This window comes from Haemophilus sp. Marseille-P9675, from assembly GCF_916862695.1.
In the GTDB taxonomy this organism is placed as follows: Bacteria; Pseudomonadota; Gammaproteobacteria; order Enterobacterales; family Pasteurellaceae; genus Haemophilus; species Haemophilus haemolyticus_K.
In genome coordinates, this window is sequence record NZ_CAKASP010000003.1 from 154,246 (window position 1) to 170,650 (window position 16,405).

Here is a 16,405-nt window from a genome sequence, read left to right on the forward strand (position 1 = left end):
TCTCTAATATTTGTTTTTCTTTTTTAGGAAGAAGAACGCTAAACATTGGGGGATGCGATTAAAAATCCCCCTAAGTTTTACACTTATCCTAATTGAAAGGCGAAGTTTCTAAAATACAACCAAAATTAACCGCACTTTATGTCAAATTCCCTTTCTTCCCAAATTTTTACGCGCAAAATGTTGATTTGCGTATTCACAGGTTTTAATTCTGGTTTGCCATTATTTGTGTTATTGCAAATGTTGCCTGTTTGGCTGACAGATAAACATCTTTCAATTGAGCTTATTGGTGCGGTAACCGGTGTGATGTTGCCTTATGGATTGAAATTTTTGTGGGCACCATTATTGGATCGTTATTTCCCGAGTTTTTTAGGGCGTCGTCGTAGCTGGATGCTGCTTTCACAAGTGGTATTATTGATTTTACTTTACATAATTAGCCTTTTTGATCCGCTCACACAACTGAGCACGGTGGCAAATATTGCTTTGCTTATCGCTTTTTTTTCAGCCACACAAGATATCGTGTTGGATGCGTATCGTCGTGAAATTTTGAGTGATCATGAATTAGGTTTGGGAAACACTATTCATATTAATGCTTATCGAATTGCGGGATTAATTCCAGGTGGACTATCGCTCTATTTGGCGGCGATTTATCCTTGGGAAACGGTATTTTTATGGACCGCACTTTGTATGTTAGCAGGCATCTTCATGACGTTATTTTTAGCAAAAGAGCCCAAAATAGACATGCAGCAAACTAATCAGCCTTTCTATCAAGCATTTTGGATTCCATTACAAGAATTTTTTCAGCGTAAGGGCATTATTCAGGCTATCGGTTTTTTACTGTTTTTGTTTTTATATAAGTTCGGGGATTCTTTTGCCACAACGTTACAAACCAAATTTATTTATGATATGGGATTTAGCAAAGAGGATATAGCCATTGTTGTAAAAAGTACCGCACTTTGGTCAAGCATTTTATCTGGGCTTGCTGGTGGTGTGATCATGCTAAAACTGGGTATTAACCGTGCATTGTGGCTATTTGGGTTGGTACAGATGGTAACAATCGGTGGGTTTATTTGGTTGGCTGCTTTCGGACATTTTGATGTTATTACATCTGCCGAGTTATGGAAACTGGGTGTTGTGATTGCAGCCGAATATATCGGCGTTGGACTTGGCACCGCAGCTTTTGTGGCTTTTATGGCGCGTGAGAGTAATCCTCTTTATACCGCAACACAGCTTGCACTTTTTACGAGCCTTTCAGCTTTGCCAAGTAAAGTGTTAGGTATGCTTTCTGGTTATGTTGTGGGAGCCGTGGGGTATTATCAGTATTTTTGGTTTTGTTTATTTTTAGCGATTCCTGGCATGCTTTGTTTATTTTGGGTAGCGCCTTGGAATCAAGAAAATAATACGGCCAATTCACTATAAAAGTGCGGTAAAAATTATAAAAAATTTGACCGCACTATGCTTTATCAGTATCTTAATCACGTTTTTTATTAATGGAGATTTTTATGAAAATTATTCTTTTAGGTGCACCGGGCGCAGGTAAAGGCACTCAAGCACAATTTATTATGAATAAATTTGGTATCCCACAAATTTCAACTGGCGATATGTTCCGTGCTGCAATTAAAGCAGGGACTGAACTTGGAAAACAAGCTAAAGCATTAATGGATGAAGGTAAATTAGTACCGGATGAATTAACCGTTGCCCTTGTAAAAGATCGTATTGCACAACCTGACTGCGCAAATGGTTTCTTGTTGGATGGTTTCCCTCGTACCATTCCTCAAGCGGATGCATTGAAAGATTCAGGCGTTAAAATTGACTTTGTTTTAGAATTTGATGTACCAGACGAAGTGATTGTTGAACGTATGAGCGGTCGCCGTGTACACCAAGCATCTGGTCGTTCTTACCACATCGTTTACAACCCACCAAAAGTGGAAGGTAAAGATGATGTAACAGGTGAAGATTTAATTATTCGTGCAGATGATAAACCTGAAACTGTATTAGATCGTTTAGCCGTATATCATAAACAAACCAGCCCATTAATTGATTATTACCAAGCCGAAGCGAAAGCGGGGAATACTCAATATTTCCGTTTAGATGGTACACAAAAAGTGGAAGAAGTTAGCCAAGAGTTAAATAAAATTCTAAGCTAAAATTAACCGCACTTTTTGATATCGAGAAGTGCGGAATATTCCTTAACATGTCTAAAATCCCTAGTTTTATCTTTTAATGATTTACCTCGTGTAAATTCCTGACCTGAAATCAGACAAAAGAGAATATTATGACAACCCAATTCAAACCAGAATTACTTTCCCCTGCTGGCTCTCTCAAAAATATGCGCTATGCTTTTGCCTATGGGGCAGATGCTGTTTATGCAGGCCAACCACGTTATAGCTTACGTGTACGCAACAATGAATTTAATCATGCCAATTTAAAAATCGGGATCGATGAAGCCCATGCACTTGGCAAAAAATTCTATGTAGTGGTGAACATTGCACCGCATAACTCCAAACTCAAAACCTTTATCAAAGATTTACAACCTGTGATCGACATGGGCCCTGATGCCTTAATTATGTCTGACCCAGGCTTAATCATGTTGGTGCGTGAAAACTTCCCGGATATTGATATTCACCTTTCTGTACAAGCGAATGCGGTAAACTGGGCAACGGTAAAATTCTGGAAACAAATGGGGTTAACCCGTGTGATTTTATCGCGCGAATTATCCATTGAAGAGATAGCAGAAATTCGCCAACACGTGCCCGATATCGAACTCGAAATTTTCGTACACGGTGCGTTATGTATGGCGTATTCTGGCCGCTGCTTGCTTTCTGGCTATATCAACAAACGCGACCCAAACCAAGGCACTTGCACCAATGCTTGCCGTTGGGAATACAAAATGGAAGAAGGCACGACGGATGAAGTAGGCAACATCGTGCCTAAAATCGATCCTGCTCAACAAATCGAAGTGAAAAATGTGGCACCAACCTTGGGTGAAGGTGCAGTAACGGATAAAGTCTTCCTTTACACCGAATCACAAAAGCCAGATGAGCAAATGACCGCTTTTGAAGATGAGCACGGCACCTACTTTATGAACTCAAAAGATCTGCGTGCCGTACAACACGTGGAAAAATTGACCGCACTTGGTGTGCATTCTTTAAAAATCGAAGGTCGTACTAAATCATTCTATTATTGCGCAAGAACCGCACAAGTTTACCGCAAAGCCATTGATGATGCGGCAGCAGGAAAACCATTTGATGAAAGCTTAATGGATACCTTGGAATCCCTTGCTCATCGTGGTTATACCGAAGGTTTCTTACGTCGTCATACGCACGATGAATACCAAAATTACGAATACGGTTATTCTATTTCTGATCGTCAACAGTTTGTCGGTGAATTTACTGGTAAACGTAACGAACAAGGTATGGCTGAAGTGGCTGTGAAGAACAAATTCCTACTTGGTGATGATGTAGAAATGATGACCCCTCAGGGGAATATCAATTTCAAAATTGAAAAAATGCTAAATCGTAAAAATGAAGCAGTTGATGCAGCACTAGGTGATGGGCATTTTGTGTTCTTAGACGTACCACAAGATATCAACTTAGACTACGCCTTATTAATGCGTAATTTAGTCAATAGCAATACAAGAAATCCACATAATTAAATGATAAAAAATTATTTGTTAAAAAAATGTTGCATTTTTGTATTTTATTATTATAATACACCACATACCTGATTTGTTAATTCAACAACTCATAGTATGACTCCAAATATTTTTGCCCTTTCAGCTTTTGAAAGGGCTTTTTTATCCTTGAATTTAAAGCCCTAACTTATTCATTTCTTTAATTACAGAGTCCACTTGGATCTGAGCCATTAAATCTTTTCCTTTTAGTTTTGTTACCCAAGGTAATAGATAGGATGGTTTTCCAAATTCTTTTTGTGCATTCTCTTCATAAACAGAGACGACATTAGACAAATTATGATAAGGGCCCGTACGTAATGGGTTGTGATAAGCATATAAACCAATAACAGGCGTATTTTGAGCCGTTGCAATATGTGCTGGGCCAGAATCAGGCGATAAAACTAAATCTACTTGAGAAATTAAGGCAGCAAGTTGCTTCAAGTTAGTTTTACCTGAGGCATTAGTTGGTTTAAAGTCACAAAGTGCTATGATTTTTTCAACCATTTCTAATTCACGCTTTGAGGGGGAACTACAAAAAATAACATGAATATTACGTTTATTTGCAAGATTTGCAACCTCAGCATAACGTTCAATGAGCCAATCTTTTTCTACTTTACTAGAGCAAGGAGAGATCAGTAAATTTTTACGTGAAGGATCGATAAATTGATATGCATATTCACTTTCCTGGGGAGAGATTTCAAGTTTCCAGGTTAATTTAGCTTTTGGCACACCAATATATTCTGCAAAAGCCATAAAACCGTCTAAGACATGAGGTGAATCAGGATCATTTACTTGACGATTAACAAATAGCCATTGTCCCTCTCGTGATCGTTTTTTACCAAACCCAATTTTATATTTAGCTTTAATTCCTAAGGAAATAATAGAAGCACGAAATGCAGTTTGCATATTTAACAAGGCATCAAAGTGTTGATTCTTTAACGTTTTCCATAATGAGAAAAGACCTTTCCAACCGGTTTTCTTATCATAAGGAATCAGAGTAATATTAGGAATCCCCTCTAATAAACCGAATTCTGTTTTACCTACAACCCAAGTAATTTGGGTTTGAGGATAATAAGCCTGAATATGTTGTATGACAGCAAGGGCATGACAAACATCTCCTACAGCAGAAAGGCGGAGAATACAAAGTGATTTGGGAGCACGAGTGAAAAGTGACATTTGCAATCCTTTCTCATTTAATTTGGATGTATTTTAAAGTAGAATAAGGACATTTTCTATCATCCAATTCCACTAATATGCACTCATTCCAACAGGGTAATGAATATTTTATCTTCAGTTTTGACCGCACTTTTAACGATAAAAGTAACTTCTTTAAACCTAAATTCTGGCAAACTCAAAAAAGAATTATTGGGACTGCAAAAGGCCGAGGCACAACTTATTTTCTACAAACAGAAGATTATCTAGGCGTAAACTGCGCACTGAGACATTATTATCGCGGTGGATTATGGGGAAAATTCAACAAAGATCGTTATTATTTCTCCTCTCTCAAGAAGACCCGTAGTTTTGCTGAATTTTATTTACTACAACGCTTATATGAATCAGGGCTCCCGGTTCCTAAACCTATTGCTGCACGAGTTCAAAAGGGAAAATTTGGGATCTGCTATCAAGCGGATATTTTGACAGAAAAAATTGAAAATGCTCAGGATTTATCCCTACTATTACAGGCAACCCCTTTACCAAAAGAAATCTGGACTCAAATAGGAAAATTAATTCGTCAATTACATGATCAGCAGGTTTGCCATACAGATTTAAATGTACATAACATTCTAGTTCAACAAATAAAAAATAGAAAACAATGTTGGTTATTAGATTTCGATAAGTGCACTATAAGATCGGGAGATAGTTGGAAAACAGATAACTTGAATCGATTACACCGCTCTTTTACAAAAGAAATTAAAAGAATGAAGATTCAATTTACAAAACAAAATTGGGCAGATTTAATCGAAGCCTATAATCAACCTCAAGAATAAAGGATAAGCCATGAAACAAAAAATCGTACTTGCTACAGGTAACCAAGGTAAAGTGAAGGAAATGTCTGATGTATTAGCTAATCTTGGATTTGAAGTGATCGCACAAAGCGATTTAGGCATTAATAGCCCCGAAGAAACAGGCTTAACCTTTGTAGAAAATGCACTATTAAAAGCACGCTATGCGTCAGAAAAATCGGGGTTACCCGCTATAGCAGATGATTCTGGTTTAGTTGTTTATGCGCTCAATGGGGCTCCAGGGTTATATTCTGCGCGATACGCTGGAGAGGATAGTAACGATGAAAAGAATCGCAAAAAATTATTAACCGAACTCTCTCATGTCACAAAAGAAAATCGACAAGCAAAATTTGTGAGCTGTATCGTTTATCTAAAACACCCAAATGATCCGTCACCAATCATCGCTGAAGGTGAATGCCATGGTCTCATTGAGTTTGAAGAAAAAGGTAAAAATGGTTTTGGTTACGATAGTTTATTTTTCAGCCCAGAAAAAAATTGCACGTTCGGTGAACTGGATACAATCGAGAAAAAAAGAATCTCACATAGAGCACGCGCACTTAATATCTTAAAAAATAAATTAGAAAATTAATATTTATAGGCACTCAAAAACGGTCAGAAATATAAAATAATTTCTGACCGCACTTTAACGTTATAATTAAGCTAAACGTATTTTCGCTTCTGCAATAGCTTCGGCAACACGCAATGGAGATACCCCACCTTTTGCACAACGTTTGTCTAAGCAAGATTGGAGCGAAAGAATCTCGTAAACATCATCTCCCACTACTTCACTAAATTGGCGGAATTCAGGAATACTGAGATCTTCTAATCCCTTCCCTTTATCAATCGCATAAACAACCGTTTCACCCACAATATGATGAGAATCTCGGAAAGGTACACCCTTAGAAACTAAATAATCCGCTAATTCAGTTGCGTTTGAATAGCCTTTTAACGCAGCTTCTCGAGTACGTTCAACATTTACTTTCAATTCATCTAATACGAACGTTGCCATATCCACACAGTTTTGCCAAGTATCTAAGGCATCAAAAATACCTTCTTTGTCTTCTTGCATATCTTTATTATACGCAAGTGGCAAGCCTTTTAAGGTGACTAGCATGCCTGTTAATGAGCCAATCACTCTGCCTACTTTACCCCGAATTAACTCACATGCATCAGGATTTTTCTTTTGTGGCATTAATGATGATCCCGAAGTCACGCGATCAGATAGCTCGACGAAATTTGCCTCTCCGCTATTAAAGATAATCATATCTTCAGCAAAGCGGGAAAGATGCGCCATACTGAGGGATGCGATGTAAAGCAACTCTACAATATGATCGCGATCAGAGACGCTATCTAAGCTATTTCTAGTTGCGAAAACAAAACCAAGATCGTGCGCAAGTGAATCACGATCTACGGCATAAGCCGTACCAGCCAGCGCACCACTACCAAGTGGACAGGTATTCATACGATTATACGCATCTGTTAAACGTGAATAGTCGCGGTCGAACATTTCCACATATGCCATACACCAATGAGCAAAAGTGATTGGTTGAGCTCGTTGTAAATGGGTATAGCCAGGCATTACTGCTTGTTGTGTGTTTTCTGCGGTTTGAACTAAGTGGCGTTGCAAATTACGTACTGATTCTTGTAATTCAACCACACGTTGTTTGCACCATAGTTTTATATCTACTGCCACTTGATCGTTGCGGCTACGGCCAGTATGTAATTTTTTACCAAGGTTGCCTACTTTATCGATTAGCTTACTTTCAACCCAACTATGAATATCTTCAGCATCATCTTGTAAAATTGCTTGCGGATTTGACCGCACTTCAATAAGTAATTCATTGAGTGCTTGCTCAAGTTGATGCTGTTCTTCGATAGTTAATACATTGACTTTCACCAAGGCTTTGGACCAACCAATCGAGCCTTGAATATCCTGTTCTACCAAACGATAATCAAAACGTAACGAGTCATTAAAATCTTTAAAACGTTTATCCGCTGCCTGCGTAAAACGCCCCCCCCAAAGTGCCATAATCTTTCCTTTTTATTTTAATTAATTATTCTATTATTGTGCATATTTATGCATAAATCAACATTCTATATTAATAATAAAACAAAAATGGACAAAATCTTTCATTTTGTCCATTTTATCTGTATTAGTGCTATTTATAGCGTTTTTGCTAAATTTTTGATAAAGGTTTTGAATTCTTTACCTAATTTTTCATGACGAATACCGTATTCTACGAAAGCTTCCATATAGCCAATTTTATCACCACAGTCGAATGTTTCACCTGTCATATGGAATGCTTCGACAGTTTCTTTTTCAATGAGCATATCAATAGCATCGGTCAATTGGATTTCATCACCAACACCTACCGGAGTTTTTTCCAATAAATCCCAGATTTCAGCAGAGAATACATAACGACCCACTACAGCAAGGTTCGATGGTGCCTCTTCAACGGCTGGTTTTTCAACAATGTTATTAATTTTTGCACTTTCACCACCATTAAGAGCTACACCGCCACAGTCTGCAACACCATAGCTACTCACATTTTCTTGTGGTACCGGTGCAACCATTATCTGACTAGCTCCTGTTTCTTTAAAACGTTTAATCATTGCAGAAAGATTTTCTTTTTTCTGATTTGCGCTAAAATCAGCCAATAATACATCGGGTAATACTACAGCAAAAGGCTCATTACCAACTACTGGACGACCACAAAGAACAGCATGACCTAAGCCCTTAGCATTACCTTGGCGAACGTGCATAATCGTTACATCTTTTGGACAGATAGAACGCACTTCTTCTAGAAGTTGACGTTTAACTCGTTTTTCTAGCATCGTTTCTAGTTCAAAAGAGGTATCAAAATGGTTTTCGATAGCATTTTTTGATGAATGCGTGACAAGTACAATTTCTTTTATGCCAGCTGCAACACATTCATTTACAACATACTGAATTAATGGTTTATCAACTAATGTAAGCATTTCTTTTGGAATTGCTTTTGTTGCAGGTAACATACGGGTCCCTAACCCTGCTACAGGAATAATTGCTTTCATAATATTAAATCCATTATTTACGATTATGATGAACCGTCTAATTGTTCATCTTTCATCTGTTTAATTCGTTGGTAAATTTCTTCTCGGTGAACGGATACTTCTTTAGGCGCTTCTACACCGAGTTTAACTTGGTTTCCACGTACACTCAAAATCGTGATAGAAATATCATTTCCAATAAGTACACTTTCGCCAACTTTACGAGTCAAGATTAACATCTTTTATCTCCTTAGTTTGCATTTATTAGATATCCCTATCAATCAAGGAAGGTTGGCATCCCACCAACCGGCTTGTACTACAGATTTTTGTTTAACCAGTCCTGCGCCACTTTAACTGCTTGTGCTACATTTTCTGGTTGGGAGCCTCCTGCCATTGCCATATCCGGACGACCACCGCCTTTACCCCCGACCTGTTGAGCCATTAAATTAACGAGCTCTCCAGCTTTTACTTTGGTAGTTAAATCGTTTGTTACACCAACGACAAGGTTGACTTTTTCATCTAAGATCGATGCGAATGCGATTACGCCTGAGCCGAGTTGATTTTTTAAATCATCGACCATCACACGTAATGACTTTGTTTCTATGCCATCTAATTGTTGTGCGATAACAGAAACACCGTTGATTTTCACCGCACTTTTCACAAAATCAGAACCCGCCTGCATTGCGGCTTTTTCTTTTAGACCTTGCAATTCTTTTTCCACTTTCTTCGCTTTGTCTTGAAGTTGTTGGATTTTTTCTACTAAGGTATTTACATCTGATTTGAATAAGTCTGCGCTTTGGAGCAGAATGCGTTGTTGATTATGTAACCATTCAATCGCATTTTCACCAGTTACAGCTTCAATACGACGAACGCCTGCAGCCACTGCACTTTCAGTAATAATTTTAAATAGACCGATATCCCCAGTGCGTTTTGCGTGAATACCACCACAAAGCTCAATTGAGAAGTCGCCCATGGTCAATACGCGAACGTTATCACCATATTTCTCGCCAAAGAGTGCCATTGCCCCTTTAGCTTTTGCTGAATCAATGTCCATAATATCCGTTTGAACAGGGAAGTTAGCACGGATTTTTTGGTTTACTAGTGTTTCAATTTGAGTTAATTGTTCTTTTGTAATTGCTTCTGGCTGTGCAAAGTCAAAACGCAAGGCTTTATCTGAAACAAGTGATCCTTTTTGCACAACATGTTGACCTAAAACTTGACGTAAAGCCGCGTGCAATAAGTGTGTTGCTGAGTGATTAAGTGATGTACTGTGGCGACGTTCCGCATCCACAATAGCATTCACTGTTTGCCCAACTTTCAAACTTCCTTGCGTTAATTCTCCAATGTGTCCAAATACTTGCCCATATTTTTGGGTATCTTTAACATTAAAGGTCACGCCTTGCGCGTTTAAATATCCGCTATCGCCAATCTGACCGCCTGATTCTGCGTAAAACGGTGTATTTTCTAGAATAACGACTGCACTTTGACCTGCTTCGATACTTTCCACTGATTTACCATCATAGAAAAGTGCGGTGATTTTTGCTTGAGATTCGACTTCAGTATAGCCTTCAAACTTGGTTTCACCATCTACACGAATAATGCTGTTGTAGTCCACACCAAACTGACTTGCGGCTTGAGCACGAGTACGTTGCACTTCCATTTCACGGTCAAAGGCTTGTTCATCAATAGTGATATTGCGCTCACGACATACATCAGCCGTTAAATCCAATGGGAAACCATAGGTGTCATAAAGTTTGAATGCAACTTCACCTGAAAGAATGCCATCTTTCACTTGAGCAAGGGCTTCATCTAATAAGCTCAAACCACGTTCTAGAGTGCGAGCAAATTGTTCTTCTTCTAAACGTAATAGTTTTTCAACATTTGCTTGTTTTGCTTTTACGTCTTTGCCCGCTTCAGCCATTACTTCAATTAGAGTTGGTACGAGTTTATAGAAAAAGGCTTCTTTGGCACCTAATAAGTGACCGTGACGAACTGCGCGGCGAATAATACGACGCAAGACATAACCACGGCCTTCGTTTGATGGAATAACGCCATCTGCGATTAAATATGCACAAGAACGAATATGGTCAGCAATAACACGTAATGATTTATTACTTAAATCTGTTGTGCCAACAACTTCAGCCGTCTTTGCGATTAATGTTTTGAAAATATCAATCTCGTAGTTTGAGTTCACATGTTGCAATACAGCAGAAATACGCTCTAAGCCCATACCTGTGTCAACTGATGGGCGTGGTAATTTTTCCATTGTGCCATCAGCTAAACGGTTGAATTGCATGAACACAACGTTCCAGATTTCGATATAACGGTCGCCATCTTCTTCTGGTGAGCCTGGAGGTCCGCCCCAAATATGATCACCGTGATCGTAGAAAATTTCAGTACAAGGACCACAAGGACCTGTATCGCCCATTGCCCAGAAGTTGTCTGATGCGTAAGGTGCGCCTTTATTGTCACCAATGCGAATAATGCGTTCAGCAGGTACACCGACCTCTTTATTCCAGATGTTGTAGGCTTCGTCATCCGTTTCATACACGGTTACCCATAGTTTTTCTTTAGGTAAACCAAGCCATTGTGGGGAAGTTAAATATTCCCAAGCAAAATTAATCGCATCGTGTTTAAAGTAATCACCAAAACTGAAGTTACCGAGCATTTCAAAGAAAGTATGATGACGCGCGGTATAACCAACATTTTCTAAGTCGTTATGTTTACCACCAGCACGTACGCAACGTTGCGCTGTGGTGGCTCTAGAATAAGGGCGTTTATCCATTCCAAGGAATACATCCTTAAATTGGTTCATCCCAGCGTTCGTGAAAAGCAAAGTCGGATCATTTTCCGGCACAAGTGAGCTACTCTCAACTACTTGGTGACCTTTGCTATGGAAAAAATCAAGGAATGATTGTCTTATTTCTGCTGTTGTTTTCATTAAAAAGAATCCTTGTTACCCATAATAAAAATAAAAACTAAATCGCTCTATTTTTGCATATTTTTGAAATTTATAAAAAGGCTTTTTGCCAAAACCCAAAAATAAAACCGCACTCCACGACGCTATTTGAGAAGTGCGGTTAAAATTTAAGTTATTTCAGATTATTCAAAAAACAATTTCTTGTTAATTATTCATCTCTAAGCGGAACAACCAACATATCAATTTTAATCGTATTCATCACTTGACGTGTTGAAGACATTAACTTACTCCAAAAGTCTTGGTGATGTCCCGTCACTAATAAATCTACATCATATTGTTCGATGGCATCACTTAGAACTTGTCCTAAATCACCACTGCCACTCAATTTTTCTGAAATTGGATAATCCGCACTTTCAGCTAAATCTAACAAGGCTTTTTGTGTTTCCGTGGAAATTCTGTCTTGCATTGAAGACATATTCACATCAATCAATCCAGTGTAAAGATCCGAGAAGTTCACATCAACGTGGATGATAGAAAGTTTTGCTTCGTGACGTTTTGCAACCCCAACCGCTTTTTTAAGTAAAACAGGACTCTCTTCAGAAAGATCTACTGCCACTAAAACGTGTTTGTACATAATCGACTCCTTAACTGATTGGTTCGGTTTTTTAACTGGTTCTAATGCTAACATTTTGAGCAATAAAAAACTGTGTACTAGATCACAATTTAAACATTTTTATTCAAAATTCATTAAATTTTCAATGTCTGCAATTTCTTTAGGGGCAGCTACGGTTAGGATTTTATTACCATATTCAGTCATGAGTAAATTGTCCTCAATACGCACGCCAATGCCTTTGTATTGCTCTGGCACATCAGCATCTTTTGAAATATAAATACCAGGTTCAACGGTAATCACCATGCCGATTTCGAGTATCCGCTGTTTATCCTGACCATAGCTACCCACATCATGTACATCTAAACCTAGCCAGTGTCCTAATCCATGCATATAAAATTGGCGATAAGCTTGTTGTTCAATGAGTGTATCGACATCACCGTTTAAGATACCTAAATCCACTAATCCTTGGGTTTTAATACGAATGACTTCATCATTGGCTTGCTTAATGGAATTGCCTGGTACAAGTAATTCAATCGCACGTTTTTGTGCTTTTAAAACTAACTCGTAAATTTCACGTTGAGGCTGGCTAAATTTTCCATTTACAGGAAAAGTGCGGGTAATATCGCCTGCATACATGGCAAACTCACAGCCGGCGTCTATAAGCACCAAATCCCCATCATTTAATGGGCGATCATTTTCTGTGTAGTGCAAAATACAGGCGTTGTTTCCCCCAGCAACAATGGAATTGTAAGAAGGAAATCTGGCGCAATGACGATTAAATTCATGCAAAATATCGCTTTCAATTTCATATTCAAAGCGATTTGGACGTGTCGTTTGCATTGCTTTAATATGCCCAAGTGCCGTAATTTGTCCTGCTTGTTGCATTAAGCGGATTTCATTAGGCGATTTTATAAGGCGCATTTCGCTGAGCATTGGTCGCCAATCTAAAATCTCGTTAAAATTCACCGCACTTTCTGTCACTAATTTATCACCCCAAGTATGAATTTCTGGCACATAGTAAAGTGCGGTCAAATTTTTCAGTATTTTGGGGAGTACGGTAACGAATTCTTCAATAGAATAGGCTTCATTTACATTAAGTTGTTGTGGTGCTCGCTCAACACCTAATCGGCGACCATTCCACGTTTCAAGTAACGGATCGCGTGGACGAAGAAAAATAATAGCTTTTTCTGCTTGTTCTGTTTTCAGTAATAACAACGCTGCATTAGGTTCATTAAAGCCCGTTAAATACCAAAAATAGCTATCTTGACGGAAAGGATAGGTACAATCATTATTACGGCGTTTTTCGATTTCAGAAAAAAGCAATAATGCTGAATTAGGTTGCATTTGAGTGAATACTCGTGTGCGACGTTCCTCAAATTCTTCTTTAGGCAATTCAGCCATATAAGCCAATTCCATTCGAGATCTCCTTAATGTAATACAGGTTTGCTCTCAATTTCTCCTTCGTTGAAATGAGAATAGAATAACATAGCAATGGTGCGAACATATTCAATGATTTCTTCTAGTGCTTCCACTAGTTCTTCTTCGTTATCGTCTTCATCATAACCAAGTTGGCAAATATCTTGTAAATCATCTACGGCTTCGCCAATCTCGCCTTTTTCTTTTGCTAATTCAGGTTGAGCTAAGCCAAGACCAAGTAAGAATTGGTTTGCCCAGTCAGATAAGCTATCCGCTTGCGCAAAGACATTTTCATCTTCGGTTAAACCAAGTTCAAAGGTAAATCCTTCAACATCTGATAAGGTTTGACTAATTTGTTCATAAAGTTCTGTAACGGGTTGAACTAATGCTGTTGGGTAAGCGTGATTATCATTGCTGAATTGATATAAGAGCGGTAGCCAACTTTGATCTTTTAATCCGCCACAAAGTAAACCGCTTAAAAAACCGTGTAGTTCTGTTGCATTAAAGCCGATTCCAGCAGATTTAAGTTGTTGGTTAAGGTCAGAATGAGAAATGAGCATAATAGATTTCCTGAGTAAATTTGAAATTAGTGTAAACCTTTGTAAATAAAAAAGCGATCGCTTTTCCTTGTGGAAAAACGACCGCACTTTTATCTGATGATGAGCGAATTACATCATTCCGCCCATGCCACCCATACCGCCCATGCCTGCGCCTAGGTCAGCTTTTTCATCTTTTGGAAGCTCAGTTACCATACATTCAGTGGTAATCATTAAGCCTGCTACAGATGCCGCAAATTGCAATGCAGAACGAGTTACTTTAGTTGGATCTAAGATACCCATTTCGATCATATCGCCGTATTGTTCTGTACCTGCGTTATAACCAAAGTTTCCTTCGCCATTTTTAACCGCACTTGCCACAACAGATGCTTCTTCACCTGCGTTAGTAACGATTTGACGTAAAGGTGCTTCCATCGCACGTAATGCAAGTTTGATACCCACATTTTGTTCTTCGTTGTCACCTTTTAGACTTGCTGCAACTTTCGCTGCTGCGCGAACTAATGCAACACCACCACCTGCAACGATACCTTCTTCAACCGCTGCACGAGTTGCATGTAATGCATCATCCACACGGTCTTTTTTCTCTTTCATTTCAACTTCAGTTGCTGCGCCGACTTTGATTACTGCCACTCCGCCAGCTAATTTAGCCACGCGTTCTTGAAGTTTTTCTTTATCGTAGTCAGAAGTTGATTCTTCAATTTGTTGGCGAATTTGAGCCACACGACCTTTGATTTGAGATTCATCACCAATACCATCAATAATGGTTGTGTTATCTTTATTGATAACAACACGTTTTGCTTGACCTAAATCTTCTAATGTCGCTTTTTCAAGCTCCATACCGATTTCTTCAGAAATCACAGTACCCGCAGTTAAGATCGCAATATCTTGTAACATCGCTTTACGACGATCACCAAAACCAGGCGCTTTCACGGCTGCAACTTTCACGATACCGCGCATAGTGTTCACCACTAAGGTTGCAAGCGCTTCACCTTCCACATCTTCAGCGATGATTAATAACGGTTTACCTGCTTTCGCAACACCTTCTAACACTGGAAGTAATTCACGGATATTAGAGATTTTTTTATCAACAAGAAGAAGATATGGATTATCTAATTCAACCGTTGCAGTTTCTGGTTTGTTGATGAAGTATGGAGAAAGGTAACCACGGTCAAATTGCATCCCTTCAACCACATCTAATTCATCTTCAAGACCTGTACCATCTTCAACGGTAATCACGCCTTCTTTACCCACTTTTTCCATCGCTTGTGAGATTAATTGACCCACAATGCTGTCAGAGTTTGCAGAAATGGTACCTACTTGTTCAATTTCTTTCGCTGTTTCACAAGGTTTAGATAAATTTTTAAGCTCAGAAACAACCGCACTTACTGCTTTATCGATACCACGTTTTAAATCCATTGGATTCATGCCTGCCGCTACTGCTTTCAAGCCTTCATTTACGATAGCTTGCGCAAGTACAGTTGCCGTGGTTGTACCATCACCTGCAGCGTCATTTGCTTTAGATGCTACTTCTTTCACCATTTGTGCACCCATGTTTTCGAATTTATCTTCTAATTCGATTTCACGAGCAACAGATACACCGTCTTTAGTGATAGTTGGTGCGCCAAATGATTTATCTAAAATTACATTACGACCTTTCGGGCCAAGGGTTACTTTTACTGCGTCGGCTAATACATTCACGCCTTTAAGCATTTTTACGCGTGCGTCATTACCAAATTTTACGTCTTTTGCTGCCATTTTCTTTTCCCTTATCTAATTATTCTACAATTGCTAAGATGTCGTTTTCAGAAATGATTAATACTTCTTCACCATCGATTTTTTCGCTTTTCACGCCGTAACCGTCGTTGAAAATTACGGTATCGCCAACTTTTACATCTAATGGTTGAACGGTGCCATTTTCTAAAATACGACCTTTACCCACCGCTAATACTTTAGCACGGGTTGATTTGGTCGCTGCTGAACCGGTTAATACGATACCGCCAGCTGAACGGGTTTCGACTTCTTCACGTTTAATAATTACACGATCGTGTAAAGGACGAATATTCATGATTAATTTCCTTCTTAAGAATTTGTAAGTGCGGTTTTTATATAAGGAACATTTTTTCGCTTTCAAGGGCTATTCATAAAAAAATTCTGACAAAATGTTTCTCCTATTTGGATTTTTTACGTAAAATTCGCCGC

General features: G+C 38.7%; 15 protein-coding genes. 5 read left to right on the forward strand and 10 right to left on the reverse strand.

Features of this window, described 5'->3' with window-relative positions:
- The first annotated feature begins 138 nt into the window (after nt 1-138).
- The 3 genes from LIX50_RS06615 (at nt 139) to yegQ (ending at nt 3,652) form a co-directional block, all read left to right on the forward strand.
- Nucleotides 139-1,416: an MFS transporter gene (locus LIX50_RS06615; protein WP_080351556.1), complete on the forward strand. Its 1,278-nt coding sequence runs from the start codon at nt 139-141 to the stop codon at nt 1,414-1,416.
- An 83-nt stretch (nt 1,417-1,499) separates the two neighbouring features.
- Nucleotides 1,500-2,144: an adenylate kinase gene (gene adk, locus LIX50_RS06620; RefSeq protein ID WP_048953463.1), complete on the forward strand. Its 645-nt coding sequence runs from the start codon at nt 1,500-1,502 to the stop codon at nt 2,142-2,144.
- Nucleotides 2,145-2,272: 128 nt separating this feature from the next.
- On the forward strand, nt 2,273-3,652 hold the full coding sequence (gene yegQ / locus LIX50_RS06625) for a tRNA 5-hydroxyuridine modification protein YegQ (protein ID WP_048953461.1): 1,380 nt from the start codon (nt 2,273-2,275) through the stop codon (nt 3,650-3,652).
- A gap of 153 nt (nt 3,653-3,805) precedes the next feature.
- On the opposite strand, the gene LIX50_RS06630 is transcribed toward yegQ, so the two are convergent.
- Entirely contained in the window at nt 3,806-4,846 is a 1,041-nt protein-coding gene (locus LIX50_RS06630) for a glycosyltransferase family 9 protein (protein ID WP_048953459.1), read from the reverse strand.
- 77 nt (nt 4,847-4,923) lie between these two features.
- Between LIX50_RS06630 and LIX50_RS06635 the strand changes: the two genes are divergently transcribed.
- Nucleotides 4,924-5,658 (forward strand): 3-deoxy-D-manno-octulosonic acid kinase, encoded by a 735-nt coding sequence (locus LIX50_RS06635; protein ID WP_048953458.1) that lies wholly within the window; start codon nt 4,924-4,926, stop codon nt 5,656-5,658.
- Between the two features lie 10 nt (nt 5,659-5,668).
- Nucleotides 5,669-6,262 (forward strand): RdgB/HAM1 family non-canonical purine NTP pyrophosphatase, encoded by a 594-nt coding sequence (gene rdgB / locus LIX50_RS06640; protein ID WP_048953456.1) that lies wholly within the window; start codon nt 5,669-5,671, stop codon nt 6,260-6,262.
- 66 nt (nt 6,263-6,328) lie between these two features.
- Here rdgB and argH read toward each other — a convergent pair whose 3' ends face one another.
- The 9 genes from argH to LIX50_RS06685 form a co-directional block, all read right to left on the reverse strand.
- The gene (gene argH, locus LIX50_RS06645) at nt 6,329-7,702 is read right to left on the reverse strand and encodes an argininosuccinate lyase (protein WP_048953453.1); all 1,374 of its coding nucleotides are present in this window, start codon (nt 7,700-7,702) and stop codon (nt 6,329-6,331) included.
- Nucleotides 7,703-7,836: 134 nt separating this feature from the next.
- A complete protein-coding gene (gene galU / locus LIX50_RS06650) occupies nt 7,837-8,724 on the reverse strand; it encodes a UTP--glucose-1-phosphate uridylyltransferase GalU (RefSeq protein WP_048953452.1) in 888 nt (295 codons plus the stop codon).
- Between the two features lie 23 nt (nt 8,725-8,747).
- Nucleotides 8,748-8,939 carry a carbon storage regulator CsrA gene (gene csrA, locus LIX50_RS06655; protein WP_048953448.1) on the reverse strand — a complete coding sequence of 64 codons (192 nt, stop codon included), beginning with the start codon at nt 8,937-8,939 and terminating at the stop codon, nt 8,748-8,750.
- A gap of 77 nt (nt 8,940-9,016) precedes the next feature.
- Nucleotides 9,017-11,641 (reverse strand): alanine--tRNA ligase, encoded by a 2,625-nt coding sequence (gene alaS / locus LIX50_RS06660; protein ID WP_048953446.1) that lies wholly within the window; start codon nt 11,639-11,641, stop codon nt 9,017-9,019.
- A gap of 187 nt (nt 11,642-11,828) precedes the next feature.
- Nucleotides 11,829-12,254 carry a universal stress protein UspA gene (gene uspA, locus LIX50_RS06665; RefSeq protein ID WP_005629483.1) on the reverse strand — a complete coding sequence of 142 codons (426 nt, stop codon included), beginning with the start codon at nt 12,252-12,254 and terminating at the stop codon, nt 11,829-11,831.
- A 99-nt stretch (nt 12,255-12,353) separates the two neighbouring features.
- On the reverse strand, nt 12,354-13,649 hold the full coding sequence (gene pepP / locus LIX50_RS06670; protein WP_048953444.1) for a Xaa-Pro aminopeptidase: 1,296 nt from the start codon (nt 13,647-13,649) through the stop codon (nt 12,354-12,356).
- 11 nt (nt 13,650-13,660) lie between these two features.
- Complete coding sequence (locus LIX50_RS06675) at nt 13,661-14,209, reverse strand: YecA family protein (RefSeq protein ID WP_048953442.1); 549 nt, start codon at nt 14,207-14,209, stop codon at nt 13,661-13,663.
- Between the two features lie 108 nt (nt 14,210-14,317).
- The gene (gene groL, locus LIX50_RS06680; RefSeq protein WP_005635749.1) at nt 14,318-15,961 is read right to left on the reverse strand and encodes a chaperonin GroEL; all 1,644 of its coding nucleotides are present in this window, start codon (nt 15,959-15,961) and stop codon (nt 14,318-14,320) included.
- 19 nt (nt 15,962-15,980) lie between these two features.
- A complete protein-coding gene (locus LIX50_RS06685; protein ID WP_005629492.1) occupies nt 15,981-16,271 on the reverse strand; it encodes a co-chaperone GroES in 291 nt (96 codons plus the stop codon).
- Nucleotides 16,272-16,405 lie beyond the last annotated feature (134 nt).